Raw genomic sequence first — 25,070 nt, forward strand, 5'->3', positions numbered from 1 at the left:
GCCCCTCTTCCCCCTCCAGCCCCCGCGCACGGCCAGGGAACTGCTCGCCGACCACCTCACCGCGATGGTCTGCTGCGCCGCGATGGACACCGCCGGCGCGACTCCCGGCCTGGACTGGCTGGACGGCCCGACCCTCCTGGTCGACGGTGAGCGCACGGCCGATCTGGCGCCCAAGGTCCTCACCCTCATCGAGGACGGCGACGCCACGCCCCTGCGGGTCTGGCTCTCCCAGCTCGGCATACGCCCGGAGAAGCCGGTCCGCCTCGGCTGACCACCCGGAGCACCCACTTCCGGTTCTGGCCAATTCAAAACGAACAGTGACGAAGTGCGCGCGTTATGTGATGTGCTGGGACCGCTCGCGTGCATGGCAAGGGCTTGGGACATACGACAAGCACATACGCACGTAGGCGTCGCACCCACCGCGGAACACCGCACACACCACACCGGCACCAGCAGCACACCGGCACCAGTCGCCCGGCACACACCACACCGGCAGGCACCACCACGGGGGCAAGGGGAGGGGAAGCAACCATGGGTTCGGAGCAGATTCGCCGCTGGGAGTCGGGAGCGATGGCGCATGCCGTGACGGATCCCTTCGGGCAGGGCCCCGTTCCGTGGCTGCGTGGCAACGTGACGTATTTCGACGACTCGGGCCAGGTCGTCCCCTGGTACGCGGACCAGGACGCCCCTCACCCGTCGAAGAAGGGCAGCCGCTCGGGCGGCCCCCGCGCGGCCGACGACGTCCACCGTAAGATCAAGGGCTTCACCTCGACCGGCGCGGTCACGCCCGGCGAGGCCATCGACTTCCACATCACCGTCGACCCACCCCAGCAGTTCGCCGTCGACATCTACCGCATCGGCCACTACGGCGGTGACGGCGCCGCGAAGATCACCACCAGCCCGCGCCTGTCCGGCATCGTCCAGCCCGCGCCGCTCACCGCGGACCGTACGGTCTCCTGCCACCACTGGTGGCTGTCCTGGCGGCTCCAGGTCCCGTCGTACTGGAACGTCGGCGCGTACGTCGCCGTGCTCACCACCGCCGACGGCTACCGCTCGCACGTCCCCTTCACCGTCCGCCACGACCAGCCCGCCGACCTGCTGCTCGTGCTGCCCGACGTCACCTGGCAGGCGTACAACCTCTACCCGGAGGACGGCCGCACCGGCGCCAGCCTCTACCACGCCTGGGACGAGAAGGGCCGGCTGCTCGGCGAGTCCGATGCCGCCACGACGGTCTCCTTCGACCGCCCGTACGCGGGCGCCGGCCTCCCCCTCCACGTCGGTCACGCCTACGACTTCATCCGCTGGGCCGAGCGCTACGGCTACGACGTCGCCTACGCCGGCGCCGGCGACCTGCACGCGGGCCGCGTCGACCCGGCCCGCTACCGAGGCCTGGTCTTCCCGGGGCACGACGAGTACTGGTCGGCGGAGATGCGCCGGACCGTGGAGCTCGCCCGCGGCACCGGCACCTCGCTGGTCTTCCTCTCCGCCAACTCCATGTACTGGCAGGTGGAGCTGGGCCCCTCCCCCTCCGGCGTCCCCGACCGGCTGCTGACCTGCCGCAAGCGCCGGGGCCCGGGCAAGCCGGTGCTGTGGCGGGAGATCGACCGGGCGGAGCAGCAGCTCCTGGGCATCCAGTACGCCGGGCCCGTCCCGGAGCCGCACCCGCTGATCGTGCGCAACGCCGGGCACTGGCTGTGGGAGGCGACCGGGGCGCACGAGGGCGACGAGATCGAGAACCTGGTGGCGGGCGAGGCGGACCGCTACTTCCCGCGCACCCCGCTGCCCGACCACGACGAGCGCATGCTGCTCGCCCACTCCCCGTACGCCGACAAGGAGGGCGTCCTCCGCCACCAGGAGACGTCCCTGTACCGCGCACCCTCCGGCGCCTGGGTCTTCGCAGCTGGAACGTTCGCATGGTCCCCGGCCCTGGACCGCCCCGGCCACGTCGACCCGCGTATCCAGCGCGCCACCGCCAATCTCCTGGACCGCATCTGCAAACGGGCCTGACCCACTGTCGGTGATCAAGCTCGGATACGGGAGAATCGAGCCACTCAGACAGAACCACGGGGAGGAACCGTGTCCGGATTCGTCGAAAAGCCCGAGCCGATCCAGGTTCCGGGCTTGGTGCATCTGCACACCGGCAAGGTGCGCGAGCTGTACCGCAACGAGGCGGGCGACCTCGTGATGGTCGCCAGCGACCGCATGTCCGCCTACGACTGGGTGCTGCCGACCGAGATCCCCGACAAGGGCCGGATCCTCACGCAGCTCTCCCTGTGGTGGTTCGACCGGCTCGCCGACCTGATCCCGAACCACGTCCTGAGCACGGACCTGCCCGCGGGCGCCCCCGCCGACTGGGCGGGCCGCACACTGATCTGCAAGTCGCTGCAGATGGTGCCCGTGGAGTGCGTGGCCCGCGGCTACCTCACCGGCTCTGGCCTCGCCGAGTACAACGAGACCCGCACGGTCTGCGGCCTCGCCCTGCCGGAGGGCCTGACCGACGGCAGCGAACTGCCCGCCCCGATCTTCACCCCGGCCACCAAGGCCGCCGTCGGCGAGCACGACGAGAACGTCTCCTACGAGGAGGTCGCCCGCCAGGTCGGCGCGGACACCGCGGCCCGGCTGCGCCAGGCGACCCTCGCCGTCTACTCCCGCGGCCGGGACATCGCGCGGGAGCGGGGCATCATCCTCGCGGACACCAAGTTCGAGTTCGGCTTCGAGGGCGATGACCTGGTCCTCGCGGACGAGGTCCTCACCGCGGACTCCTCCCGCTTCTGGCCGGCCGACCAGTGGGAGCCGGGCCGTGCGCAGCCGTCGTACGACAAGCAGTTCGTCCGGGACTGGCTGACCTCGCCGGAGTCCGGCTGGGACCGGGGGAGCGAGCAGCCGCCGCCCGCCCTGCCCCAGCAGGTCGTCGACGCCACCCGCGCCAAGTACGTCGAGGCGTACGAGCGCCTGACCGGCATCAGCTGGATGTAGCCCCGTACCCGGGACACGGAGAAGCCCCCCGGCCGGAACCGGGGGGCTTCTCGATGGAGCGAACGACGAGGTTCGAACTCGCGACCTCAACCTTGGCAAGGTTGCGCTCTACCAACTGAGCTACGTTCGCATGCGCCGTGGCGCGAGAACCACTATACCCAACCTCGCTCCCGCGCGAGCCGTACCGCCGCATGCCGGTTCTCCGCCCCGAGCTTCGACACGGCCGACGACAGATAGTTCCGTACGGTCCCCTGCGACAGCGCGGCCCGTTCGGCGATCTCCGCGACGGGCGCCCCGTCGACGGCGAGTTCCAGGACCTCGGCCTCCCGCGCGGTCAGCGGCGAGTCCCCGGCGGCGATGGCGTCGGCGGCCAACTCCGGGTCGACGTAACGGTTCCCGGCGTGCACCGTACGGATGAGCTCGGCGAGCCGCTGCGCGCTCACGGTTTTGGGCACGAACCCCCGCACCCCGGCCTCCAGCGCACGCTTCAGATGCCCGGGCCGCCCGTGGCTGGTGACGATGAGGACCCTGCAGCCGGGCAGTTCGGTCCGTAGGGATGTGGCGACCTTCACACCGTCGGCCCCGGGCATCTGGAGGTCCAGCACGGCGACGTCGGGCTTGTGCGCCCGGGCCATCGCCAGCGCCTCGGGACCGGTGGCCGCCTCGGCGACGACGATGAGGTCGTCCTCCAGTGACAGCAGCGCGGCGAGCGCCCCCCGGATGAGGTGCTCGTCATCGGCGAGCAGCAGCCGGATGGGTTCCACGGCCGTCATGAGATGACCTCACTCACGGGACGCGCCGCGATGACGGCCGGGGCGGCGCCGGGAGGGGCGGACGGCGGCGGCAGCGGAATCTCCGCCGTCAGCCGGAACAGCCCTCGTCCCGCCGGCCCGGCCTCCAGCGTCCCGTCGATCTCCGCCAGGCGTTCCCGCAGCCCGGCGAGCCCCGAGCCGGAGGGCCCGGCCCCGGGCTCCTTCCCCGCCTCGTCCGCGCCGTCGTTCTCCACGGACAGCACCACTCGCCCCTCCAGTACCCGCAACCGCACGGAACACCGCCGTGCGTCCCCATGCCGCAGGACGTTCGTCGCGGCCTCCCGCACCACCCACCCCAGGGCGGACTGCACCGCGGCCGGCAGCCCTGCCACCGGTGTCCCGCCGACCGTGCAGTCGATGCCGGCCGCCGCCAGCACCCCTTGCGCACCGGCGAGTTCCGACCCGAGGTCGGCTTCCCGGTAGCCGCGCACGACCTCCCGCACCTCGCGCTGCGACTCCTGCGCGAGCCGCTGCACCTCGACCATCTGCGTCACGGCCTCCGGCCGCCCCCGCTGGGCCAGCTGCACGGCGAGTTCGCTCTTGAGGGCGATCACGGCGAGGTTGCGCCCCATGACGTCGTGCAGATCCCGCCCGAACCGCAGCCGCTCCTCGGCGACGGCGAGCCGGCTCCGGGTCTCGCGGGCCTCGTCGAGTCGGTAGACGGCGTTCATCAGCCACACCGAGAAGACGGCCGTGAAGGCGATGAACACGCCGCCGATCAGCACGATCAGCGCCGTGAAGAGCGCCGTGAGCACGGAGGCGCCGAGCGCGAACGCCACGGTCCAGGTGCCTGCCGCGAAGCCGCCCGCGATGGCGAACGCGCGCCGCCGGTCGCGGACGCCGAGCGCGATGATGCCGGGGCCGAAGATCAGGATCACACCGAAGACGCCACCGGCGGCGGTGTCGACGCTCTCGCCCTCCGGTCCGAGCTCGGCCAGGCCGATCGCGGCGACGGCGATCGCGGCGGTGACGGCGGCCAAGGTCCACAGCAGCCCGGTGGGCTGGGGCCTGCGGCCACGCGTCCAGTCGATCGCCCGTGACACGGTCACGAAGCAGAGGCCGGCGTGCACGGCCACCGCCAGCATGACGACACTGCCCAGCCGCGCCCCGAGCGGCGCCACGGACGTGAGCCCGACGGAGAAGAACTCCATCACCGCGAAGAAGTGGAACGACCACCGCGTGTACGTCTCGACCTTCTCCGGCGTGCTCTTGTGCCGCCACCACCTGCCCGGCGTGCGCATCGGCCCGTCACTCCCCCTTCGGTCAGCGCCGCGGTTCCCAGCGGAACCACCGCCGTACAGCAAACACCCCGATGAGGATCCAGGCCATCGCGGTCGCCAGAGCACCCAGCGCCTCGTACCCGGAGAGGTTCCCGGTCCAGCCGCCGCGCACCAGCGTGACGACGGGCGTCAGCGGCAGCAGCTCGCACACGGAGGCCACCCGGTCCGGCATCAGCTCCAGCGGCAAGAACATGCCGGAGCCGATCATCGAGACCATCAGCAGCGGCATGGGCGTGGCCTGGGCGCTCTCGCCCGTCTTGGTGAAACTGGCGGTGGCCGCGGCGAGGGCCGCGCACATCACGAGCCCCAACAGCAGACCGAGCACGATCAGATGGGGCGCCGACGGCGCGGACAGGTCCAGCAGCGCGACACAGCCGGCCGTCAGCAGCAGGCACTGCGCCAGCCCGGTGAGGACGGCCGGCAGCGCGGAGCCGCCCAGGATCTCGGCGTCCCGGAGCTCACCGGTGCGCAGCCGCTTGAGGACGAGCTCCTCACGCCGGACGACGAACACGCCGACGAGCACCGAGTAGACGGCGAACAGCAGGGAGAAGCCGAAGGCTGCGGGCAGCACCAGCGTGCCGGGGCTCAGCCCAGCCCCGGCGAGGTCCATCTCCTCCGCCGCCGACCGCACGCTGACCGGCATCACCAGCGGTACGAACAGCGCGGCGACGAGCGCGCCCTTGGTCCGCCCGAGCAGGGTCAGTTCGGCGCGGGCGAGAGCGGTCATCCGGCTCAGCGGGGTCGTCATCGCCGTGGCCGGCCGGGGCGTCGTCTGCGTGGCGCTCATGCCGCGTACTCCTTCGTCGTCATTCCCGTGGCCTGCTCCGCCGAGGCGTTCTTGGCGATCCCGAGGAACGCCTCCTCCAGGGACGCCGAGCGCATGTCCAGGCGGCGCAGCTCCACCCCGGCCTGCGCGGCCCACATCAGCAGCCCGGTGGCCGTCCGCTGCAGTTCGTGGGTGCGGAGCCGGACGAGCCGGCCGTCGGTCTCGTGCCCGGCCACGCCCAGCCCGCCGAGCGGCGGGAGGTCGCCGACGAAGTAGCCGTCGGGCAGCTCGAAGGAGATCCGCGACGGCTCCGCGGCGGTCACCTCGGCCGGTGTCCCGGTGGTGGCGATCCGGCCGTCGTGCATGATCGCGAGCCGGTCGGCGAGGTTCTCGGCCTCCTCCAGGTAGTGCGTGGTCAGCAGCACCGTCGTCCCGCCGTCGCGCAGCGCGCTCACCAACTCCCAGGTGGCCCGGCGGCCTTCGGCGTCCAGTCCGGTGGACGGTTCGTCGAGGAAGAGCACCTCGGGATCGCCGAGCAGGGCGAGGGCCAGGTCGAGGCGGCGCCGCTGGCCGCCGGACAGCTGCTTGACCCGGGTGCCGGCCTTGGTCTCCAGGCCGACCAGCGCCAGCACCTCGGCGGGCGGCCGTGCCCCGCTCACGCATCCCGCCCACATCCGCGCGGTCTCCGCGACGGTGAGCTCGGAGGGGAAGCCGCCTTCCTGGAGCATCACGCCGGTGCGGGGCCGTACGGCGGCCCGTTCGGTGTACGGATCGTGCCCGAGGACCCGCACCCGTCCGCCGGCCGGCTCCGCGAGTCCCTCCAGGAGTTCGACGGTGGACGTCTTGCCCGCGCCGTTGGTGCCGAGCAGCGCGAAGATCTCCCCGCGTCGGACGGTGAAGCTGATCCCGCGTACCGCCTCGAACCCGCCCCCGTACACACGTCGCAGGTCAGTGACCTCAATCACGTGTTCGTGTCCGTTGCTTTCCATGCTTCAAGCGTCCCGGCCACACGGGCCCGCGAGCAGTGCGCGCTGTCATCGTTCGGCATGACAAATGTCAGGCGGATGCTCGGGGGATACGAAGAAGGCCCCGGTCCTGATGGACCGGGGCCTTCATTCCCGAGCGGACGACGAGGTTCGAACTCGCGACCTCAACCTTGGCAAGGTTGCGCTCTACCAGCTGAGCTACGTCCGCATTGCTCCCGACCAGCTTTCACCGATCGGTGCGGGCACCAGCCTACCTGATCCACAACTGTGGTCGGTACGGCGATGCAGAGCGGGTGACAGGAATCGCACACTGCGCCTTCCCCCTGGAAGGGGGATGTTCTACTACTGAACTACACCCGCATGTTTCCGTGAGCCGGGCCTTTCGGCCTCGCCCCTCGGCGTGCTCCAGACTCTAGCTGATCAGCCGGGGTGCTGCGCAAGTCGGTTGCCGCGAGGGGCGGGTGGCCGGCCGTGGGGCCGGGCTCGACGGGCCGTCACTGCGCGGCGGTGAACGCCTCGTAGACCTTCTTGGGGATGCGCCCGCGCGCGGGGACCTCCATCTTGTGGGCCTGGGCCCAGGCGCGCACGGCCGACGGGTCGGGGGCGACCTCCGTCTGCCGGTAGGCCTTGCCCGAGCGGGACCGCTTGCGGCCGGCCTCCACGTACGGCGCGAGCGCCTGCCGCAGTTCTCCGGCGTTGACTTCGCTCAGGTCGATCTCGTACGACTTGCCGTCCAGTCCGAAGGCGATCGTTTCCGCCGCTTCCGAGCCGTCGATGTCGTCAGAGAGAGTGACCACGACCTTCTGCGCCACGAATATCGGTCCCTTCATGCGGCACTTTGCCAATTCATTTGTACAGTGCCTGGCAATACATTGTGAAGCCCGACTAAATCCTCCCGCGTGTCAGAAGGCAATGGGTGCCGGGTGTCGATCCGGAATCTTTCCCGAAAATGTCGCGTGTGGGTCCGTCGATGCCGGATCGTGATGACGGTCACGTAGTTTCCTACAAGTCAACGCGCGTAGAAATTTTGTGCGGGTAGTCTGAAGGAACCTGCTCAGCACCACACACCGGGAGTGCCAGTGGCACGCGTCGTAGTCGACGTCATGCTCAAGCCGGAGATCCTCGACCCCCAGGGCCAGGCGGTGCAGCGCGCACTGCCGCGGCTGGGTTTCGACGGGATCTCGGACGTCCGCCAGGGAAAGCGTTTCGAACTGGAAGTTGACGGGCCGGTCGACGAGGCCGCCCTCGCCCGCATTCATGATCTTGCGGAGTCCTTCCTCGCGAACACCGTGATCGAGGACTTCACGATCCGTGTCGAGGAAGTCGCGGAGGCCGTGAAGTGACCGCTCGTATTGGCGTCGTCACTTTTCCCGGCAGTCTGGACGACCGTGACACCCAGCGCGCGATCCGGGTCGCGGGCGCCGAGCCGGTCGCCCTGTGGCACAAGGACAAGGACCTCAAGCAGGTCGACGCCGTGGTGCTGTGCGGTGGTTTCTCCTACGGCGACTATCTGCGCGCCGGAGCCATCGCCCGTTTCTCGCCGGTGATGGAGCCCCTGCTGGAGCAGGCGAAGGCCGGTCTGCCGGTGCTCGGCATCTGCAACGGCTTCCAGATCCTCACCGAGGCCCATCTGCTGCCGGGCACGATGCTGCGCAACAACCACCTGCACTTCATCTGCCGCGACCAGAAGCTGCGGGTGGAGAACGCCGAAACCGCCTGGACCACCGACTACGCGGCCGGCCAGGAGATCCACATCCCGCTGAAGAACAACGACGGGCAGTACGTCGCCGACGAGCGCACCCTCGACGAGCTGGAGGCCGAGGGCCGCGTCGCCTTCCGGTATGTGGACTTCAACCCCAACGGCTCCCAGCGGGACATCGCCGGTGTCAGCAACGAGGCCGGAAACGTGGTCGGCCTCATGCCGCACCCCGAGCACGCCGTCGAGCCGCTGATCGGCACCGGCCGCACCGACGGCCTCCCGTTCTTCACCTCGATCCTCAAGAAGCTGGTCAACGCATGAGCCGGACGCCTCTGGACACGGTCGAGCACGCGGCCGCGACCCCCGACGTCGAGCTGCCCTGGGCCGAACTGGGCCTGAAGAAGGACGAGTACGAGCGGGTCGTGGAGATCCTCGGCCGCCGGCCCACCGGGGCCGAGCTCGCCATGTACTCGGTGATGTGGTCGGAGCACTGCTCGTACAAGAGCAGCAAGGTGCACCTGCGCCAGTTCGGCGAGAAGGCCCCCGAGTCCGACGCCATGCTCGTCGGCATCGGCGAGAACGCCGGTGTCGTCGACGTCGGCCAGGGCTACGCGGTCACCTTCAAGGTCGAGTCGCACAACCACCCGTCGTACGTCGAGCCGTACCAGGGCGCCGCCACCGGTGTCGGCGGCATCGTCCGCGACATCATCGCCATGGGTGCGCGCCCGGTCGCGGTCGTCGACCCGCTCCGCTTCGGTGCCGCCGACCACCCCGACACCAAGCGCGTGCTGCCGGGTGTCGTCGCCGGCATCGGCGGCTACGGCAACTGCCTGGGCCTGCCCAACATCGGCGGCGAGGTCGTCTTCGACGCCTGCTACCAGGGCAACCCGCTGGTCAACGCCGGTGCCATCGGCGTCATGCGGCACGAGGACATTCACCTGGCGAAGGCGTCCGGCGCGGGCAACAAGGTCATCCTGTACGGGGCCCGGACCGGCGGTGACGGCATCGGCGGCGCCTCGATCCTGGCCTCCGAGACCTTCGACGACGCCAAGCCCTCGAAGCGCCCGGCCGTCCAGGTCGGCGACCCCTTCCAGGAGAAGCTGCTCATCGAGTGCACGCTGGAGGCCTTCCGGGAGAAGCTCGTCGTCGGCATCCAGGACCTCGGCGCGGCCGGCCTGTCCTGCGCCACCTCCGAGCTCGCCTCCAACGGCTCGGGCGGCATGCGCGTCACCCTGGACGACGTCCCGCTGCGCGACTCGACCCTCTCGCCCGAGGAAATCCTCATGAGCGAGTCACAGGAACGCATGTGCGCGGTCGTCGAGCCGGAGAAGGTCGACCGCTTCCTGGAGATCTGCGACAAGTGGGACGTCATCGCCACCGTCATCGGTGAGGTGACCGACGGCGACCGCCTGGAGATCTACTGGCACGGCGGCAAGATCGTCGACGTCGACCCGCGCACGGTCGCGCACGAGGGCCCGGTCTACGAGCGCCCCTACGCCCGCCCGTCCTGGCAGGACGAGCTCCAGGCCGACGACGCGAACAAGCTGCCGCGGCCGGAGACGTCCGAGGAGCTGAAGGACCAGGTCCTGAAGCTGGTCGGCTCCCCGAACCAGGCCTCCAAGTCCTGGATCACCAGCCAGTACGACCACTTCGTGCAGGGCAACACCGTGCTCGCCCAGCCCGAGGACTCCGGCATGATCCGGATCGACGAGGAGACCGATCTCGGCGTGGCGATCGCGACCGACGGCAACGGCCGGTACGCCAAGCTCGACCCGTACCACGGCGCCCAGCTGGCCCTGGCGGAGGCGTACCGCAACGTCGCCACCACCGGTGCCAGGCCCCTCGCGGTCTCCGACTGCCTGAACTTCGGCTCGCCCGAGGACCCGGCGGTGATGTGGCAGTTCGCGGAGGCCGTGCGCGGTCTGGCGGACGCCTGTCAGCAGCTGGGCACGCCGGTCACGGGGGGCAACGTGTCCCTCTACAACCAGACGGGCGAGGCGGCCATCCACCCCACCCCGGTGGTCGCGGTTCTCGGCGTCATCGACGACGTGGCCCGCCGCACGCCGGTCGCCTTCCAGGAGGAGGGCCAGCTGCTCTACCTCCTCGGCGACACCCGTGAGGAGTTCGGCGGCTCGGCCTGGTCCCAGGTCGTCCACGACCACCTCGGCGGTCTGCCCCCGCAGGTCGACCTGGAGCGCGAGCGCCTGCTGGCCGAGATCCTGATCTCCGCCTCCCGCGACGGCATGATCGACTCCGCGCACGACCTGTCCGACGGCGGTCTGATCCAGGCGGTCGTCGAGTCGGCGCTGCTGGGCGGCAAGGGCGCCCGCCTGATCGTCCCGGATGGTCTGGACGCCTTCACCTTCCTCTTCTCCGAGTCGGCGGGCCGCGCGGTCGTGGCAGTGCCGCGCTCCGAAGAGGTCCGCTTCAACGACATGTGCGGTGCGCGGGGCCTGCCCGTCACCCGCATCGGTGTCGTCGACGGCGACACCGTGGACGTCCAGGGCGAGTTCGCGCTGCCCCTGTCCGAGCTGCGCGAGACGCACGAGGGCACGATCCCGGCGCTGCTCAAGTAGGCAACTGCACCGAAGCCCCCCGCCCGGACCGGGGGGCTTCGCCGTGCCCGGGCGGATGTGGGCGCCGGCTCTTGCACGGGATTACGTAGTTACGTAATCTGTGGGTATGGATCTGGGAGAACGCGTCACCGCCCTCGAACGCCGTCTGGCGGCCCTCGAAGGCGCCCGGCGCACCGGCCCCCGCATCGACGGGGGCGACTTCTGGGCGCTGAACGGACTGAGGGAGCAGCTGTCCGAGGCGGGGGTGCCCCACGGCGGTGTCCTCTACACCGGCTCCGTGGGCCTGCCGACGGGCGAGGAGTACTCCTGGCAGATGACCGCCCTCACGGAGGACCTTCTGGAGGGTGACTGGACCACGGCCGCCGAGTCGTTCGCGGCGCTCGGCCACCCGGTCCGGATCCGCCTGCTCCGCGAGATCCTCGGCGGCCGGCGCACCGCCACCGAACTCGCCGAGCTGGACGAGGTCGGCACGACCGGCCAGATCTACCACCACCTGCGCCAGCTCACCGCCACGGGCTGGCTCCACACGACCGGCCGGGGCCGCCACGAGGTGCCACCGGGGCGGGTCGTACCGCTCCTGGTGGCACTGGCGACGGCCCGCCCGTAGCGAAAACCTGGGGGAACCGAATGTCCGCTCGCAAGCTCGGCATGGTGGCCTACCGCGTGCTGTGGCTCGTCTTCTTCGGCCTGATGGCTGCTTCCCGAAGGGATAGTGCGAGAGCTCGCGGGCGTCGGCCGCATCCTCGGCAACCACCTCGTCCTCGACCTCGGCGACGGCACCTACGCCGCCTACGCCCACCTCCAGCGAGGCTCCCTCATCGTCCGCGAGGGCGACCGCGTCCGCGCCGGACAGCCGATCGCCCGCTGCGGCAACTCCGGCAACTCCTCCGAACCCCACCTGCACTTCCAGCTGATGGACGGCCCGGACCCGGACGCGGCCCGGGGCGTGCCCTTCACCTGGCAGGGCATCGGCGTGCCCCGCAACGGGGAGACCTTCCAGGTACCGTCCGCGAGCGCCGCCCTAGGCTGACCTCCATGCCACCGGCCAGAAAACGCCTCCGCAGCTACGACCCCGTCAAGATCCGCGCGGCCGTACTCGCCCAGTTCGGGCACGTACGGGCCGCTGCCGCCGGGCTCACCCCCGAGCAGCTCGCCCTCCCCACCCGGCTGGGTGATTGGACGGTTCGTGAGCTGGTGGCACACGTGGGGACGGTCCTCGGGGCGGTCTCCCGGCTGACCGGCCTGCCGGAGCCGGCCGAGCAGGACGGCACCCTGCTCGACTGGCCCGCCGCGATCGCGGCCGACGCGCCGGAGATCGCCGCCCACGCCCGTGAGCTGGCCGTGAGCCACTCTGATCCCGCCGCCTATCTGGCGGCCACCGAGGAGCGCTTCACCGCCGGCCTCACCGCCCATCCCGGCACCCGGCTGCTCGCCACCAGTGCGGGCGCCCTGCCACTGGCCGACTACCTCGTCACCCGCACCGTCGAACTCGTCGTCCACACCGACGACCTCAACGCCGCCGTCCCCGGCCTGGACATCCCCTACGACCGGCAGGCCCTGGCCGCCTGCACCCGGCTCCTCGCCGACGCGCTCGCCGCGAAGGCACCCGGCGGTTCCACGGAGGTGCGGGTGCCGCCGTACGCGGTGGTGCAGTGCGTGGAGGGGCCGAGGCACACCCGGGGCACCCCGCCCAACGTCGTCGAGACGGACCCGCTGACCTGGATCCGGCTGGCGACCGGACGGACGGCATGGGCGCAGGCACTCCAGGACGCCGAGGTCAGCGCGAGCGGCGAGCGGGCGGACCTGTCGGTCTACCTGCCCCTGATGAAGTAGCCCTGATGAATCAAGGGGAACCGATCCACCCGGGTCGTCCGTCGAAGTGGCATGGACAGGCAGAAGCAGCGCATGACCCTGACGGCCGCCGCCATGCTCGTCCCGCTCATGGCGGCCTGCGGCAGTGAGAAGGCGGACAGCGGCAGCGGCTCGGTCGGTGCCGAGCGGCCGGTCACCGGTGTGCGGTGGAGCGTGGACAGCGTCACCGCGGACGGCCGGACACAACAGGCCCCCGCCGGCGCCCACGTGACCATCGACAAGGGCCGGGCCGAGGGCAGCTTCGGCTGCAACAACTTCAGCGCCGAGGCCACCGTGGAGGGCGACCGCGTCCGGCTCGGCAAGACCAGGGCCACCCAGATGGCCTGCGGGAACAAACCCATGGCCTTCGAGAAAACCCTCGCGCGGGCCTTCTCGGACCAGGAACTGAAGGCGAAGGTGGACGACGACCGCCTCACCCTCACCACCGGCCGGGGCGACACCGTCCGGCTGACCAAGGCGAAGGACGCCCCGCTGGCCGGCACCAAGTGGACCGTCACGGCACCGAAGGCCGACGGCCGCGCCCACCTCACCTTCGACGAGAAGAAGGGCACCGTCTCCGGCAGCCTCGGCTGCAACAAGGTGAACGCCAAGGCCCAGGTCAGCGACGGCCATATCACCCTCGGCCCCCCGGCCACGACCCGAATGATGTGCGAAGACTCACTCATGGCCAGTGAGAAGACCCTGCTGCGGCTTTTCGACGGGAAGCTGAAGTACGGAGTCGATCACCTAACCCTCACCCTGACCAGCGAAAACGGGCCGAGTGTGCGAGCGGTGGCCGAGCGGTGATCCACCGGAAAGTCCGGTATCCCCAATTCGGACCAGTGGTCGACCTCGCCTACACTCGGTGGCGTGCCACGTGGTGACGGACGACTCAACCACGACCTGCTCCCCGGTGAGAAGGGCCCCCAGGACGCTTGTGGCGTCTTCGGTGTCTGGGCTCCGGGCGAAGAGGTCGCCAAGCTCACGTACTTCGGGCTCTACGCCCTCCAGCATCGAGGCCAGGAATCCGCGGGAATCGCGGTCAGCAACGGCTCACAGATCCTCGTCTTCAAGGATATGGGCCTGGTCTCTCAAGTCTTCGACGAGACCTCCCTCGGTTCGCTCCAGGGTCACATCGCGGTCGGTCACGCCCGCTACTCGACCACTGGTGCCTCCGTCTGGGAGAACGCCCAGCCGACCTTCCGCGCGACCGGACACGGATCCATCGCGCTCGGCCACAACGGCAACCTCGTCAACACCGCCCAGCTCGCCGAGATGGTCGCCGACCTGCCCAAGCAGGAGGGCGGCCGTACGCCGCGCGTCGCGGCGACCAACGACACCGACCTGCTCACCGCGCTCCTGGCGGCCCAGGTCGACGAGGACGGCAAGCCGCTGACCATCGAGGAGGCCGCCCTCGAGGTCCTTCCGCAGGTCAAGGGAGCCTTCTCGCTCGTCTTCATGGACGAGCACACCCTGTACGCGGCCCGCGACCCGCAAGGCATCCGCCCGCTGGTCCTCGGCCGCCTGGAGCGCGGCTGGGTGGTCGCCTCCGAGTCCGCCGCCCTCGACATCTGCGGCGCCAGTTACGTCCGCGAGATCGAAGCGGGCGAGTTCGTCGCCATCGACGAGAACGGCCTGCGCACCTCCCGCTTCGCGGAAGCGAAGCCCAAGGGCTGTGTCTTCGAGTACGTGTACCTGGCCCGCCCGGACACCGACATCGCCGGCCGGAACGTGTACCTCTCCCGCGTGGAGATGGGCCGCAAGCTGGCCAAGGAAGCGCCGGCCGAGGCCGACCTGGTGATAGCGACCCCGGAGTCCGGCACACCTGCGGCGATCGGTTACGCGGAGGCCTCCGGCATCCCGTTCGGCGCCGGCCTGGTCAAGAACGCCTACGTCGGCCGGACGTTCATCCAGCCCTCGCAGACCATCCGCCAGCTGGGCATCCGCCTGAAGCTGAACCCGCTGAAGGAAGTCATCAAGGGCAAGCGCCTGGTCGTCGTCGACGACTCCATCGTGCGCGGCAACACCCAGCGGGCCCTGGTCCGCATGCTCCGCGAGGCGGGCGCCGCCGAGGTCCACATCCGGATCTCCTCGCCGCCCGTGAAGTGGCCCTGCTTCTTCGGCATCGACTTCGCCACCCGCGCCGAGCTCATCGCCAACGGCATGACGATCGACGAGATCGGCACCTCCCTGGGCGCCGACTCCCTGGCCTACATCTCCATCGACGGCATGATCGAGGCGACCACCATCGCCAAGCCGAACCTGTGCCGCGCCTGCTTCGACGGCGAGTACCCGATGGACCTCCCGGACCCCGAGCTGCTCGGCAAGCAGCTGCTGGAGACGGAGCTGGCCGCCGGCCCGGCCGCCACGGCCGCCGCCGACGCGATCCGCCGCCCGTAGACGGCCCGTAACACCTGCCGTACGACACAAAGGTTCTTATCGTCATGCCTGACACAACTGGTGCCAGCTACGCAGCCGCGGGCGTCGACATCGAAGCCGGCGACCGCGCCGTGGAACTGATGAAGGAGTGGGTGAAGAAGGCCCAGCGCCCCGAGGTCCTCGGCGGCCTCGGCGGCTTCGCCGGCCTCTTCGACGCCTCCGCCCTGAAGAACTACGAGCGGCCCCTGCTGGCCTCCGCCACGGACGGCGTCGGCACCAAGGTCGACATCGCCCGCCAGCTGGGCGTCTACGACAGCATCGGCCACGACCTGGTCGCCATGGTCATGGACGACATCGTGGTCTGCGGCGCCGAGCCGCTGTTCATGACCGACTACATCTGCGTCGGCAAGGTCCACCCCGAGCGGGTCGCCGCCATCGTCAAGGGCATCGCCGAGGGCTGTGTGCTGGCCGGCTGCGCCCTGGTCGGCGGCGAGACGGCCGAGCACCCGGGCCTGCTGGGCGAGAACGACTTCGACGTCGCCGGCGCCGGTACGGGCGTCGTGGAGGCCGACCGGCTGCTCGGCGCGGATCGCATCCGCACGGGTGACGCGGTGATCGCCATGGCGTCCTCCGGGCTTCACTCGAACGGGTACTCACTCGTCCGCCACGTCCTGCTGGACCAGGCGGGCCTGGCGCTGGACGCGCACATCGAGGAGCTCGGCCGCACCCTCGGCGAGGAGCTGCTGGAACCGACGAAGATCTACTCGCTGGACTGCCTGGCCCTGATGCGCACCACCGAGGTGCACGCCTTCAGCCACATCACCGGCGGCGGGCTCGCGGCCAACCTCGCCCGGGTCGTCCCGGACGACCTGCACGCCGTCGTCGACCGCTCCACCTGGACGCCGGCCCCGATCTTCGACCTCGTCGGCCGTACGGGCAGCGTCGAGCGCCTGGAGCTCGAGAAGACCCTGAACATGGGCGTCGGCATGATCGCGATCGTGCCCCAGGAGTCTGTGGACGTGGCCCTGGCGACCCTCGCCGACCGCGGCGTGGACGCCTGGGTGGCCGGAGAGATCACCGACCGGGGCGAGCACCGCAGCGGTGCCGCCCTGATCGGTGACTACGCGAGCTGAGACACGAGGGTCGTGACCCTGCAGGCAGCACAGAACCCGGTCGGTGACCGAAGTCACCGACCGGGTGAGTGTTCAGTGCAGGGTCAAGCGCCGCGACGATGCTGCGAGGACTGGTCGTCCTCGTCATCGTCGTCCTCATAGAGGTCGGCGTACCGTGCGTACAGGTCGTCGTCCTCATCATCGTCTTCGAACGGCTCGCCGTTAGGCGGCTGCGGATTCGAAGGCGATGCACCCAGCTCCTCAGCCAGGCGTGAGAGATCAGTCCCACCGCTGTTGTACTTCAGCTGGCGGGCGACCTTCGTCTGCTTGGCCTTGGCCCGGCCGCGCCCCATGGCTCGACCCCCTCAACGACGGGGCTCGACGGCCCCAGCAGTCTTGACACGCGTTCATGGTCCGGCACGGACTCTCCGCGGAGAGTCCGGTCCGTAGGGCTTCCACGGTACCTGAGCCCGCGCCCATACGGTACGTCGCCCGCATGACCTGCCCACGCCCAGGACCTTCGAGGCGCCCCGTCCTCGCTGGTCAACCGCGATTTTAACCACTTCTCGGCGGGCGACCCGCCGGTAGAAGTGAGAGTTCTCTCTAACTGCCCACCGGCGGGTACCGGCCAAACGTACGAGACGTCCCGGTCGGCCCGGAGTCAGCGGGCCCGGCGGGCCAGGGCCGCGTCGTGCATCCGCTGCTCGGCGATCCGGTCGGCCGCGGCGGCCGGCGGAATGCCATCATCCTTCGCACGTGCGAATATGGCCAGCGTGGTGTCGAAGATCTTCGACGCCTTCGCCTTGCACCGGTCGAAGTCGAAGCCGTGCAGCTCGTCGGCGACCTGGATGACACCGCCGGCGTTCACCACGTAGTCCGGCGCGTAGAGGATCCCGCGGTCGGCGAGGTCCTTCTCCACGCCCGGGTGGGCGAGCTGGTTGTTGGCGGCGCCGCAGACCACCTTGGCGGTGAGCGCGGGCACGGTGTCGTCGTTCAGGGCACCGCCGAGCGCGCAGGGGGCGTAGATGTCGAGGCCCTCGGCGCGGATCAGGGTCGCGGTGTCGGCGACGGCCGTGACGCCCGTCGGGTGTGCCGCGAGGATCCGGCCCACGGCGTCCTCGCGCACATCGGTGATGACGACCTCGGCGCCCTCCGCCCGCAGGTGCTCCACCAGGTGGTGGCCGACCTTTCCGACGCCCGCGATGCCGACCCGCTTCCCGCGCAGCGAGGGGTCGCCCCACAGGTGCTGCGCGGAGGCCCGCATGCCCTGGTAGACGCCGTAGGCGGTGAGGACGGAGGAGTCCCCGGCGCCGCCGTTCTCCGGGGAGCGGCCGGTCGTCCAGCGGCACTCACGCGCCACGACGTCCATGTCGGCGACGTACGTACCGACGTCGCAGGCCGTGACGTAGCGCCCGCCCAGGGAGGCGACGAAACGGCCGTAGGCGAGGAGGAGCTCCTCGGTCTTGATCTTCTCCGGGTCGCCGATGATCACGGCCTTGCCGCCGCCGTGGTCGAGACCGGCCATGGCGTTCTTGTACGACATGCCGCGGGCGAGGTTCAGCGCGTCGGCGACGGCCTCGGCCTCGGTCGCGTACGGATAGAAGCGCGTGCCGCCGAGCCCGGGGCCCAGGGCGGTGGAGTGGAGGGCGATGACGGCCTTGAGGCCGCTCGCGCGGTCCTGGCAGAGCACGACTTGCTCATGTCCGCCCTGGTCCGAGTGGAACAGGGTGTGCAGTACATCAGCAGGTGCGCCGGTTACGTCGGTCACTGTGGTGACTCCTGAGTAAGTTGCGGCGGGTGGAAACCAGCCTCCGTGCGGGTGGCGGGGACTGTTGAGCATGAGATTAGAGCCTGACGGGCCCGCCGACCGCACAGTGCACAGGATCACCTCCGACCGGAGTACACCCGTGCGACGATTTGCATAGATTTCCCGCGCGATCGTGAGTGGGTTTGGAGGGAGCAGGCGTGCCCAAGGTGACCTCGGTGATCGTCCCCTACGCGACCTACCTGCGCGTGTACGAACCGCTGGTCGCCTTCCCCGAGCCGGAGCGCAGCCACTGGGCCCACTACGCCCGCCGTACGGACCGCCCCTCGTACCAGGACGAACTCCGTCGGGCCCTCGCCGACTTGGCCCCCACCCCGCCGGTGGCGGTGCCGGTGCACGAGAGCGAGGACGCCTTGGTGCTCGATGTCGACGGCGTCGTCTGCGTCTGCCCCTGGCGCACCCGGCTGCGCGGCTGGCTGGCCCTGGACGAGCTCAGCGAAGAGCTGCCCCCGCCGGTCATGGACGCGGTCCTGCCGCCCGTCCTGCGGCGCCAGGCGTCCCAGGACTACGAGCGCTGGCTGGCGATCAACCCGGACGCCCGGCCGTGGATCCGTACGGCCACCTGGCAGGTGCCGATCAGCTGGTTCGTGCTGGTCTCCGACGAGGAGCGCGAGTACGACGAGGGCGCCTCGGCCGACAGCCCGCCCGTGCTGCGCTACCGCACCCCCATGGTCCAGGCCCGGCGCCGGGTGGCCCGTGGCCTGCGCGCCCTGAAGGAGGCCATGGACGAGGGGCCGCTGATCGACGGCCTGATGGACGTCGGGCGCTGGCTGGAGGAGTTCCATCCGCGCTCGCTCGTGGAGCTGGACTACGGCGGACTGGTGCACGCGGTGCCGGCCGGGGCGCTGGAGGACGACCACTCCGCGGCGGACGTGGCCGAGGGCATCGCCGCGCTGCGCCGGGGCGACGGGGCTGCCGCGGGCCGGGCGTACGCACGGCTCGTGGAGCGCTGGCGCTCCGTACGTGATCTGCGGTCGGCCAACTGACCTCTGACCTTGATGTCCGCACAGACCGCTCGCATCCGGTCACGAACTGACGTTTGACGAACCGCCCGATTTGGGGTTTCGTCCTCGCACCGAGTTCCTGAAGCGGGCTGTGCGTCTCCTGAGGCTGCGTCAACAAGGGACGTAGGGCCCGATCCGGGCAGACCTCTCAAGTAGGCCAAGCGTGACGGACTACACGTACGAGGCTCTTGCGTCCCTTGCCCCTCCTCATGCCAAAATAGGACAAGGAGTCCGGGGAGGACTCCTTCCGCCCCATGGTGCTGCACTATGGGCGGAATCTCAGCATTGCACGCTTTGGGGGGTCTCGTGACTTCCTGCTCACCCTGTGACTGATCGTCACAGCGGTGTGACTGTCCGCTATGGCATGGTCCATCGGCTTCCGTCGCTGATGAACACCTGGAGGGGCAATTCCATCGGTTTGGCCGACGCGGCTGGACGGATGGTGTAGTTGTAGTGCCGAGGACAAGCCGTTCGTCCTATAACCGACTCGACTCGCGTCCGCCATTTCGGGCAACGCGGGTCAAGGTGCAGAATTTAGAGGAAAGAACCGAGAAGGTTCGGTTCTCCCGAGGAGGCCGCTCATGACCGCTCGCACCCCTGATGCCGAGCCGCTGCTGACCCCGGCTGAGGTCGCCACCATGTTCCGTGTGGACCCGAAGACGGTCACGCGGTGGGCGAAGGCCGGCAAGCTCACGTCGATCCGCACGCTCGGCGGGCATCGGCGCTACCGCGAGGCCGAGGTCCGCGCTCTGCTCGCGGGCATCCCGCAGCAGCGCAGCGAGGCCTGAACAACTGAATAACCGGGCAAACCGGCTGGTTCCCCCAACTGGCCGCGGCGCCCGGACCACAGCTCCAAACGACGCGGGGTCCTGCCCCAACAGGCCCCACGCCCAAGCCGTTCAAGGCTTTCCAGGCATGCAGCAGGGTGCGTCGTCGATCGCGCTGGACTCCGCCGGGTCCAGCGCGATCTTTTTTGTGCGCCCGCGATGGGTCTGCGATCCCGCTGTGAGCGGCCTTGTAGGAGCCTGGGGAAGGGTGCCGGATCCTCTGCGTGCGGCACCTCGGGCAGGGTGCAATTGCACATATTAAATTGACCCTTTGTAGGTGGGGTGTAAGTACCGCACTTTCCGAAACTCATGCAGTGACACCCGTCACATACCAAGCGGCTTGTTAGCTCCGCCGCAGGTGCGGTAGAGAAGCCGCCGCCGACTCCAGCAGCCCGTCTCCACAGGGGTGTTGAGTCCGCTCGTGGATCATGCGGGTGCCGGGCTCTCGTCCTCCTCGGCCCGGGTCGCGCCCTGAGCTGCACGCGGTGCGGACTCCAGCGCCAGCCGCAGCAGGCGATGGCAGATCGGGCAATGCCGGGTGAGATGCCGGTAGGACGACGCGGCCGACAGGTGCGCGCGCAGCAGGGCCCGCGTCTCGTGCCTCGCAGCTGCCGCCGCCATGTGCCACCTCCAGGAGGCCGCACGGACGACGGCCCTGGTTCTGGGGTACCGACGGAATGAGGGGGCGTCAAGACGGCGTGTGGAGCGCGGAGGGCCTACACGGAGGTCAGGGCATACGAGAGAGCCCGGATCCGACGATCCGGGCTTTGTGAGGTGGGCGGTCCTGACGGGATTTGCTGTGTCCGATTGCGGCTCCGCCGCGGGCGCGGCCTTCGTTTGTTCGGGCGGTGGCCCGGACGGCGAAGAGCCCGGATCCGAAGATCCGGGCTCTTGTGATGCGGTCCTGACGGGATTTGAACCCGCGGCCTCCACCTTGACAGGGTGGCGAGCACTCCAAACTGCTCCACAGGACCAGGTTTCGCAGTGCCATTTGTGCGTTGCGCTGCGAGAAGAGACTCTACAGGAGGGTGGGTCCCGGGTCGAACTCACCCTGCGTCAGGGCCCCGTCACGGCACCGCCGCGTCGATCGCCTTCACGATCCGCTTGTCGGAGACGGGGTACGCCGTGCCCAGCGCGTGGGCGAAGTAGCTGACGCGGAGCTCCTCGATCATCCAGCGGATGTCCAGGACCGACGACGGGACCGGCCGGCCCTGCGGCAGCTGCTCCAGGAGCCAGGCGTACTCGTCCCGCATCTCATGCACCTTCTGCATGCGCGTGGTGTCCCGCTGGACGTTCGTCGGCATCTGCTGCAGACGCCGGTCGGCCGCCACCAGGTAGCGCATCAGGTCCGGCATCCGCCGCAGCCCCGCCTCCGTCACGAAGCCCGGCTTCACCAGAGCGTCCAGCTGCGCCCGCACGTCCTGAAGGTTCGCCAGCAGCACGGGGCTGCGTACGGCCTTCAGGCGGCGTTCACAGGCCTGCCAGGCGGCCAGGACCTGCTGTACCTGCCCCACCGTGCGGACGGTCGTGTCGACGATCTCGGCGCGCACCTTGTCATACAACTTCCGGTACGACTCCTCGTCCCACGCCGGACCGCCGAAGTCCCCGATCAGCTTGTCCGCGGCGGCCATCGCGCAGTCGTCGAACAGGCCCTGGATCGAGCCGTGCGGATTCGCGGACAGCGCCAGTTTTTGCGCGTTCGTCAGGCGATCGCTCGCGAATTTCGCCGGGCTCACCGGGATGTTGCGCACGATCAGCCGGCGCGTGCCCTTCCACATGGCCTGCGCCTGCTCCGCCTCTGTGTCGAAGAGGCGCACGGAGACCGTGTCGCCCTCGTCGACCAGCGCCGGATACGCCTTGACCGGCTGACCGGCCCGGCGGGTCTCGAAGACGCGGGTGAGCGTGCCGATCGTCCAGTCGGTCAGGCCCGAACGCTCCAGGGACTCACCGCCGGAGCGCTCGGCCGTCGCCGCGGCCGCCTGCGACAGGGCCTTGCGGGCCTTGGGACGCAACTGGAGCTTCAGCGCCTCCAGGTCCTTGTCCTCGGCCAGTTTGCGACGCCGCTCGTCGACGATCCGGAACGTGACCTTCAGGTGGTCGGGGACCTTGGACAGGTCGAAGTCGTCCGCCTCGAAGGGCACCCCGACCATCAGCCGCAGCTCGCGGGTCATCGTCGCGGTGAGGGGCTCCTGGAGGGGGACGGCCCGGTCCAGGAACGCCCTCGCGAAGTTCGGCGCGGGAACGTAATGCCGGCGGATCGGCTTCGGCAGGGACCGGATCAGCTCCGTCACCAGCTCCTCACGCAGGCCCGGGATCTGCCAGTCGAAGCCCTCGTCCGTGACCTGGTTGAGGACCTGGAGCGGGATGTGGACGGTCACACCGTCGGCGTCCGCGCCCGGCTCGAACTGGTACGTCACCCGGAACTTGAGGTTCCCCTGGCGCCACGAGTCCGGGTAGTCGTCCTTGGTGACCTCGCCCGCCTTCTCGTTGATGAGCATCTCGCGCTCGAAATCGAGGAAGTCGGGCTGCTCGTGCCGCTTGTGCTTCCACCAGGAGTCGAAGTGGGCACCGGAGACGACGTGTTCGGGGATCCGCTGGTCGTAGAAGTCGTACAGCGTCTCGTCATCGACCAGGATGTCCCGCCGCCGGGCACGGTGCTCCAGCTCCTCGACCTCGGTGAGCAGCCGCCGGTTGTCCGAGAAGAACTTGTGGTGCGTGCGCCAGTCGCCCTCGACCAGCGCGTTCCGGATGAACAGCTCGCGGCTGATCTCCGGGTCGATCCGCCCGTAGTTGACCTTTCGCTGGGCGACGATCGGAACGCCGTACAACGTGACCTTCTCGTACGCCATCACCGCGGCCTGGTCCTTCTCCCAGTGCGGTTCGCTGTACGTGCGCTTGACCAGGTGCGCGGCGAGGGGCTCGACCCACTCGGGCTCGATCCTGGCGTTGACGCGCGCCCAGAGGCGGGACGTCTCGACGAGTTCGGCGGACATCACGAAGCGCGGTGGCTTCTTGAACAGGGCCGAGCCCGGGAACACGGCGAACTTCGCGTTCCGCGCCCCCAGATACTCGTTCTTGGCGCCTTCCTTGACGTCCTTCATACCGACATGCGACAGCAGGCCGGCCAGGAGCGAGACATGGACGCGGTCGGCCGGAGCGTCGTCCTCGTTGAGATGGATGCCCAGCTGCTTCGCGACCGTGCGCAACTGCGAGTAGATGTCCTGCCATTCACGGATGCGAAGGAAATTCAGGTACTCCTGCTTGCACATCCGGCGGAACGAGGACGAACCCCGCTCCTTCTGCTGCTCACGGACATAGCGCCAGAGGTTGAGGTAGGCCAGGAAGTCGCTGGTCTCGTCCTTGAAGCGGGCGTGCTGCTGGTCGGCCTGAGCCTGCTTCTCGGCCGGGCGCTCGCGCGGGTCCTGGATGGACAGCGCGGACGCTATGACCATGACCTCGCGCACACAGCCGTTCTTGTCCGCCTCCAGGACCATCCTGGCCAGCCGGGGGTCGACAGGCAGCTGAGCCAGCTTGCGGCCGGTCTCCGTGAGCCGCTTGCGAGGGTCCTTCTGCGCCGGGTCCAAAGCGTTCAGCTCCTGGAGCAGCTGAACACCGTCACGGATGTTGCGGTGGTCCGGCGGGTCGATGAAGGGGAACTTCTCGATGTCCCCGAGGCCGGCCGCGGTCATCTGCAGGATGACGGAAGCGAGGTTCGTCCGCAGGATCTCCGCGTCCGTGAACTCCGGGCGGGCCTCGAAGTCGTCCTCGCTGTACAACCGGATGCAGATACCGTCCGACGTACGGCCGCACCGGCCCTTGCGCTGATTGGCACTGGCCTGCGACACCGGCTCGATGGGCAGCCGCTGAACCTTCGTGCGGTGGCTGTAGCGCGAGATCCGCGCGAAGCCCGGGTCGATGACGTACTTGATACCCGGAACGGTCAGCGACGTCTCGGCGACATTCGTGGCCAGAACGATCCTGCGACCCGTGTGGGGCTGGAAGACACGGTGCTGCTCCGCATGGGAGAGCCGGGCGTAGAGCGGCAAAATCTCGGTGAACCGGTAATTCTTCTTGGTGAGGGCGTCCGCCGTGTCCCTGATCTCCCGCTCACCGGAGAGGAAGACAAGGATGTCCCCCTTGCCCTCCTTCTGAAGCTCCTCCACGGCATCCGTGATCGCGGTGATCTGGTCCCGGTCGGCGTCGTCGCCGTCCTCCTCCAGCAGCGGCCGGTAGCGGACCTCCACGGGATACGTACGGCCACTGACCTCGACGATCGGGGCATCGCCGAAATGCCGCGAGAACCGCTCCGGGTCGATCGTGGCCGACGTGATGACGACCTTGAGGTCGGGGCGCTTCGGCAGCAGCTGGGCGAGGTAACCCAGCAGGAAGTCGATGTTGAGGGACCGCTCGTGGGCCTCGTCGATGATGATCGTGTCGTAGGCGCGCAGCTCGCGGTCGGTCTGGATCTCGGCGAGCAGGATGCCGTCCGTCATGAGTTTGACGAACGTGGCGTCCGGATCGACCTGGTCGGTGAAGCGGACCTTCCAGCCGACGGCCCCGCCGAGCGGAGTGTCCAGTTCCTCGGCGACACGCTCGGCGACCGTGCGCGCGGCGATCCTGCGCGGCTGCGTGTGCCCGATCATGCCGCGCACGCCGCGTCCGAGCTCCAGGCAGATCTTCGGGATCTGCGTCGTCTTCCCGGAGCCGGTCTCACCGGCGACGATCACGACCTGGTGGTCGCGGATCGCGGCAGCGATGTCGTCCTTCTTCTGGCTGACCGGCAGCTGCTCGGGGTAGGTGACCTCAGGCACCAGGGCGCGCCGCCCGGCCATCCGTTCCTCCGCCTTGCCGACCTCCGCCTCGATCTCGGCGAGCACGGCGGCCCGCGCCTCCGGCTTACGGATCTTGCGCGCACCTTCGAGCCTGCGCCCGAGCCGGTGCGCGTCGCGCAGGGACAGCTGTCTCTTATACACCTCT

21 protein-coding genes, 4 tRNA genes and 2 pseudogenes are annotated in these 25,070 nt (G+C 69.6%); 14 read left to right on the top strand and 13 right to left on the bottom strand.

Annotated elements, in window-relative coordinates:
- The 3 genes and pseudogenes from C1J00_RS13865 to C1J00_RS13875 all read left to right on the top strand — a co-directional run.
- Positions 1-271: pseudogene (locus C1J00_RS13865) on the top strand (hypothetical protein); the annotation flags it as partial.
- Positions 272-531: 260 nt separating this feature from the next.
- Positions 532-2,007, top strand: a complete 1,476-nt coding sequence (locus tag C1J00_RS13870; protein ID WP_102909357.1) for a N,N-dimethylformamidase beta subunit family domain-containing protein — start codon at positions 532-534, stop codon at positions 2,005-2,007.
- A 69-nt stretch (positions 2,008-2,076) separates the two neighbouring features.
- Positions 2,077-2,976: a phosphoribosylaminoimidazolesuccinocarboxamide synthase gene (locus C1J00_RS13875; protein ID WP_102909358.1), complete on the top strand. Its 900-nt coding sequence runs from the start codon at positions 2,077-2,079 to the stop codon at positions 2,974-2,976.
- Between the two features lie 54 nt (positions 2,977-3,030).
- Here C1J00_RS13875 and C1J00_RS13880 read toward each other — a convergent pair.
- The 8 genes from C1J00_RS13880 to C1J00_RS13915 form a co-directional block, all read right to left on the bottom strand.
- A tRNA-Gly gene (locus C1J00_RS13880) sits at positions 3,031-3,106 on the bottom strand.
- 22 nt (positions 3,107-3,128) lie between these two features.
- On the bottom strand, positions 3,129-3,749 hold the full coding sequence (locus C1J00_RS13885; protein WP_102909359.1) for a response regulator transcription factor: 621 nt from the start codon (positions 3,747-3,749) through the stop codon (positions 3,129-3,131).
- Positions 3,746-5,029: a sensor histidine kinase gene (locus C1J00_RS13890; protein ID WP_102909360.1), complete on the bottom strand. Its 1,284-nt coding sequence runs from the start codon at positions 5,027-5,029 to the stop codon at positions 3,746-3,748. The genes C1J00_RS13885 and C1J00_RS13890 overlap by 4 nt, the downstream gene beginning before the upstream one ends.
- Positions 5,030-5,051: 22 nt before the next feature.
- Positions 5,052-5,855 carry an ABC transporter permease gene (locus tag C1J00_RS13895; RefSeq protein ID WP_102909361.1) on the bottom strand — a complete coding sequence of 268 codons (804 nt, stop codon included), beginning with the start codon at positions 5,853-5,855 and terminating at the stop codon, positions 5,052-5,054.
- Positions 5,852-6,823 (bottom strand): ABC transporter ATP-binding protein, encoded by a 972-nt coding sequence (locus C1J00_RS13900; RefSeq protein WP_102909362.1) that lies wholly within the window; start codon positions 6,821-6,823, stop codon positions 5,852-5,854. Before C1J00_RS13900 ends, C1J00_RS13895 begins: the two co-directional genes overlap by 4 nt.
- 132 nt (positions 6,824-6,955) lie before the next feature.
- Positions 6,956-7,028: transfer RNA gene (locus C1J00_RS13905), tRNA-Gly, on the bottom strand.
- A gap of 80 nt (positions 7,029-7,108) precedes the next feature.
- Positions 7,109-7,180: transfer RNA gene (locus tag C1J00_RS13910), tRNA-Gly, on the bottom strand.
- Positions 7,181-7,314: 134 nt separating this feature from the next.
- The gene (locus C1J00_RS13915) at positions 7,315-7,632 is read right to left on the bottom strand and encodes a histone-like nucleoid-structuring protein Lsr2 (protein WP_102909379.1); all 318 of its coding nucleotides are present in this window, start codon (positions 7,630-7,632) and stop codon (positions 7,315-7,317) included.
- A 267-nt stretch (positions 7,633-7,899) separates the two neighbouring features.
- Here C1J00_RS13915 and purS point away from each other — a divergent pair, with 267 nt between their 5' ends.
- From purS to purM, 9 genes and pseudogenes are all read left to right on the top strand, one after another.
- Positions 7,900-8,163 carry a phosphoribosylformylglycinamidine synthase subunit PurS gene (purS, locus tag C1J00_RS13920; RefSeq protein WP_033314267.1) on the top strand — a complete coding sequence of 88 codons (264 nt, stop codon included), beginning with the start codon at positions 7,900-7,902 and terminating at the stop codon, positions 8,161-8,163.
- Positions 8,160-8,840, top strand: coding sequence for a phosphoribosylformylglycinamidine synthase subunit PurQ (purQ, locus tag C1J00_RS13925; RefSeq protein WP_102909363.1), 681 nt, complete (start codon positions 8,160-8,162; stop codon positions 8,838-8,840). The genes purS and purQ overlap by 4 nt, the downstream gene beginning before the upstream one ends.
- Complete coding sequence (purL, locus tag C1J00_RS13930) at positions 8,837-11,095, top strand: phosphoribosylformylglycinamidine synthase subunit PurL (protein ID WP_102909364.1); 2,259 nt, start codon at positions 8,837-8,839, stop codon at positions 11,093-11,095. The genes purQ and purL overlap by 4 nt, the downstream gene beginning before the upstream one ends.
- 106 nt (positions 11,096-11,201) lie before the next feature.
- Positions 11,202-11,702, top strand: coding sequence for an ArsR/SmtB family transcription factor (locus C1J00_RS13935; RefSeq protein ID WP_102909365.1), 501 nt, complete (start codon positions 11,202-11,204; stop codon positions 11,700-11,702).
- Between the two features lie 87 nt (positions 11,703-11,789).
- Positions 11,790-12,125, top strand: a pseudogene (locus C1J00_RS13940) (M23 family metallopeptidase); the annotation flags it as partial.
- A 5-nt stretch (positions 12,126-12,130) separates the two neighbouring features.
- Positions 12,131-12,928, top strand: coding sequence for a maleylpyruvate isomerase family mycothiol-dependent enzyme (locus tag C1J00_RS13945; RefSeq protein ID WP_102909367.1), 798 nt, complete (start codon positions 12,131-12,133; stop codon positions 12,926-12,928).
- 51 nt (positions 12,929-12,979) lie between these two features.
- Positions 12,980-13,753, top strand: coding sequence for an META domain-containing protein (locus C1J00_RS13950; RefSeq protein ID WP_102909369.1), 774 nt, complete (start codon positions 12,980-12,982; stop codon positions 13,751-13,753).
- A gap of 63 nt (positions 13,754-13,816) precedes the next feature.
- Positions 13,817-15,346, top strand: a complete 1,530-nt coding sequence (gene purF, locus C1J00_RS13955; RefSeq protein WP_102909370.1) for an amidophosphoribosyltransferase — start codon at positions 13,817-13,819, stop codon at positions 15,344-15,346.
- A 44-nt stretch (positions 15,347-15,390) separates the two neighbouring features.
- Entirely contained in the window at positions 15,391-16,458 is a 1,068-nt protein-coding gene (gene purM, locus C1J00_RS13960; protein WP_102909371.1) for a phosphoribosylformylglycinamidine cyclo-ligase, read from the top strand.
- Between the two features lie 83 nt (positions 16,459-16,541).
- Here the strand turns inward: purM and C1J00_RS13965 are convergent, their stop codons facing one another.
- Together C1J00_RS13965 and C1J00_RS13970 are read right to left on the bottom strand one after the other, a co-directional pair.
- Positions 16,542-16,790 carry a DUF3073 domain-containing protein gene (locus C1J00_RS13965; protein ID WP_102909372.1) on the bottom strand — a complete coding sequence of 83 codons (249 nt, stop codon included), beginning with the start codon at positions 16,788-16,790 and terminating at the stop codon, positions 16,542-16,544.
- A gap of 308 nt (positions 16,791-17,098) precedes the next feature.
- Positions 17,099-18,205 (bottom strand): Leu/Phe/Val dehydrogenase, encoded by a 1,107-nt coding sequence (locus tag C1J00_RS13970; protein WP_102909373.1) that lies wholly within the window; start codon positions 18,203-18,205, stop codon positions 17,099-17,101.
- Positions 18,206-18,402: 197 nt separating this feature from the next.
- Here C1J00_RS13970 and C1J00_RS13975 point away from each other — a divergent pair, with 197 nt between their 5' ends.
- The gene (locus tag C1J00_RS13975; RefSeq protein WP_102909375.1) at positions 18,403-19,248 is read left to right on the top strand and encodes a DUF8083 family protein; all 846 of its coding nucleotides are present in this window, start codon (positions 18,403-18,405) and stop codon (positions 19,246-19,248) included.
- A gap of 599 nt (positions 19,249-19,847) precedes the next feature.
- Complete coding sequence (gene bldC, locus C1J00_RS13980) at positions 19,848-20,054, top strand: developmental transcriptional regulator BldC (RefSeq protein WP_003949541.1); 207 nt, start codon at positions 19,848-19,850, stop codon at positions 20,052-20,054.
- Positions 20,055-20,519: 465 nt separating this feature from the next.
- Here bldC and C1J00_RS13985 read toward each other — a convergent pair whose 3' ends face one another.
- The 3 genes from C1J00_RS13985 to hrpA form a co-directional block, all read right to left on the bottom strand.
- Positions 20,520-20,714: a DUF6274 family protein gene (locus tag C1J00_RS13985; protein ID WP_102909376.1), complete on the bottom strand. Its 195-nt coding sequence runs from the start codon at positions 20,712-20,714 to the stop codon at positions 20,520-20,522.
- A 278-nt stretch (positions 20,715-20,992) separates the two neighbouring features.
- A tRNA-Asp gene (locus C1J00_RS13990) sits at positions 20,993-21,067 on the bottom strand.
- A gap of 93 nt (positions 21,068-21,160) precedes the next feature.
- Complete coding sequence (gene hrpA / locus C1J00_RS13995) at positions 21,161-25,066, bottom strand: ATP-dependent RNA helicase HrpA (protein ID WP_102909377.1); 3,906 nt, start codon at positions 25,064-25,066, stop codon at positions 21,161-21,163.
- Positions 25,067-25,070: the final 4 nt, after the last annotated feature.

The sequence above is a fragment of the Streptomyces cahuitamycinicus genome, assembly GCF_002891435.1.
Lineage (GTDB): Bacteria > Actinomycetota > Actinomycetes > Streptomycetales > Streptomycetaceae > Streptomyces > Streptomyces cahuitamycinicus.